The 1,465-nt window shown below is 32.6% G+C and carries 1 protein-coding gene; it reads left to right on the top strand.

All coding sequences use genetic code 11. From position 1 onward, the window contains the following. The coding region (locus tag OIF36_04645; GenBank protein MCV6599745.1) for a hypothetical protein at positions 1 to 686 on the top strand (686 nt) is incomplete at its 5' end. Positions 687 to 1,465 lie beyond the last annotated feature (779 nt).

The raw sequence follows: 1,465 nt of genomic DNA, 5'->3' as shown, positions 1-1,465 counted from the left end.
TTTGGTTTCCTCAATATTCATTTTATTCTATGATTATATTAAAAATGGAAATACCAAACTATGATACTAATACCAAAAATAAAAAATTCAAACAACTTTATTCATTTATGCCGAATGATACTTTCCGAATGTTAATATGTGGAAACAGTGGTAGTGGTAAAACTAATTTACTTTTTCACATGTTGATAGAACCATTGTTTTATTATGATAAGATTTATCTTTTTGCAAAAAATCTCGAACAGGAAAAGTATCAAAATTTGATGAAAGAAATGAATGAAGCAAGTAATGAAGAAGCGGGATATAAAATTATGGAAGTCAGCAATGATGAAATTCTTCCTATTACCCATCTTCCTTATGAAGATAACCAAAAAATTATCGTATTTGATGATTATGTTTGTGAAAAAAATCAGAGAGAAATTGTTAATTACTTCATTCAAGGTAGACATAAAAATTGTTCTGTTATTTATCTAAGTCAAAGTTTTTATAAAACACCGAGAGACATAAGATTGAATTGTTCTCATTACTGTATTTATGAATTTCCATCTGCAAGAGAGAGAAGTATGATTTCATCAGAACTTGGTGTTGAAAAAGAACAATACAAGAAGGCGACTAAAAAGCCATTTGCATTTTTGTATATTGATAAACCAAAGAAAAAAGTGAAAAGAAATTTCACTGGAGAACTTTAAATATGTAATCATTAAATAAAATAATGGGTATGTTCAATCATATGGACACTAATCCAAGTATTAAAACAATTATATCCAATATAAAACCTTTTTTCATAACTGCTTATTACAAAAAAATCAAAAGATCCTGCACGATTATTTACGAGTGAAGTAAGTACTTTTGGGAAATTCAGACTTAAGAACACGTGAACTGGGGAAGCGGAGTACTTTCACAAAAAGTGCAAAAATTATGTTCGTTTTTCCAAATTATGTTACCTTTTTTTACAATCGTGCGCTTTGAAAAACACGGTAAATAAGTCCAAAAATACGTTTTCTTTAATTGGAAGCCGTTTATTTTTGTTAGCTAAATGTATCATTTTTCATATCCGTTTATTGTTCGTGTTGCTCAATGTCTTTCAACAACGATCTTTAACATGTACAAGAAAAAACCCAACTAATAATGGCTTCAAATAAATTTAGGTTCACACTCTCATGCAGTTTATCTGCGGTTTGACTGCAGCATTATGCATCAGTCAATTCCAGCTGCGCCCATCCCCCCCGGGCTAACCCCCGGGCATTAGCACTTTTTCTGTTTTGGGTGGCAAATTCCCGGGGGTGGGGATGAAAGAAGAGAGCAATTGCCCCACCCCCGGGCCCCGGGATATCGTCGCATACGTTTTGAACGCGAAATACAAAATCACAACGATCTTTCTTGGTCACGTTTCAGTGTTGTAGCTTGATAAACAATGAGGAAATGCCTAAAATCGAGGAAACATACCTTTCAAAACCTTCACAATTTG

This window comes from Alphaproteobacteria bacterium, from assembly GCA_025800285.1.
Taxonomy (GTDB): Bacteria; Pseudomonadota; Alphaproteobacteria; order JAOXRX01; family JAOXRX01; genus JAOXRX01.
This window is presented reverse-complemented; position numbering and strand designations above follow the sequence as displayed.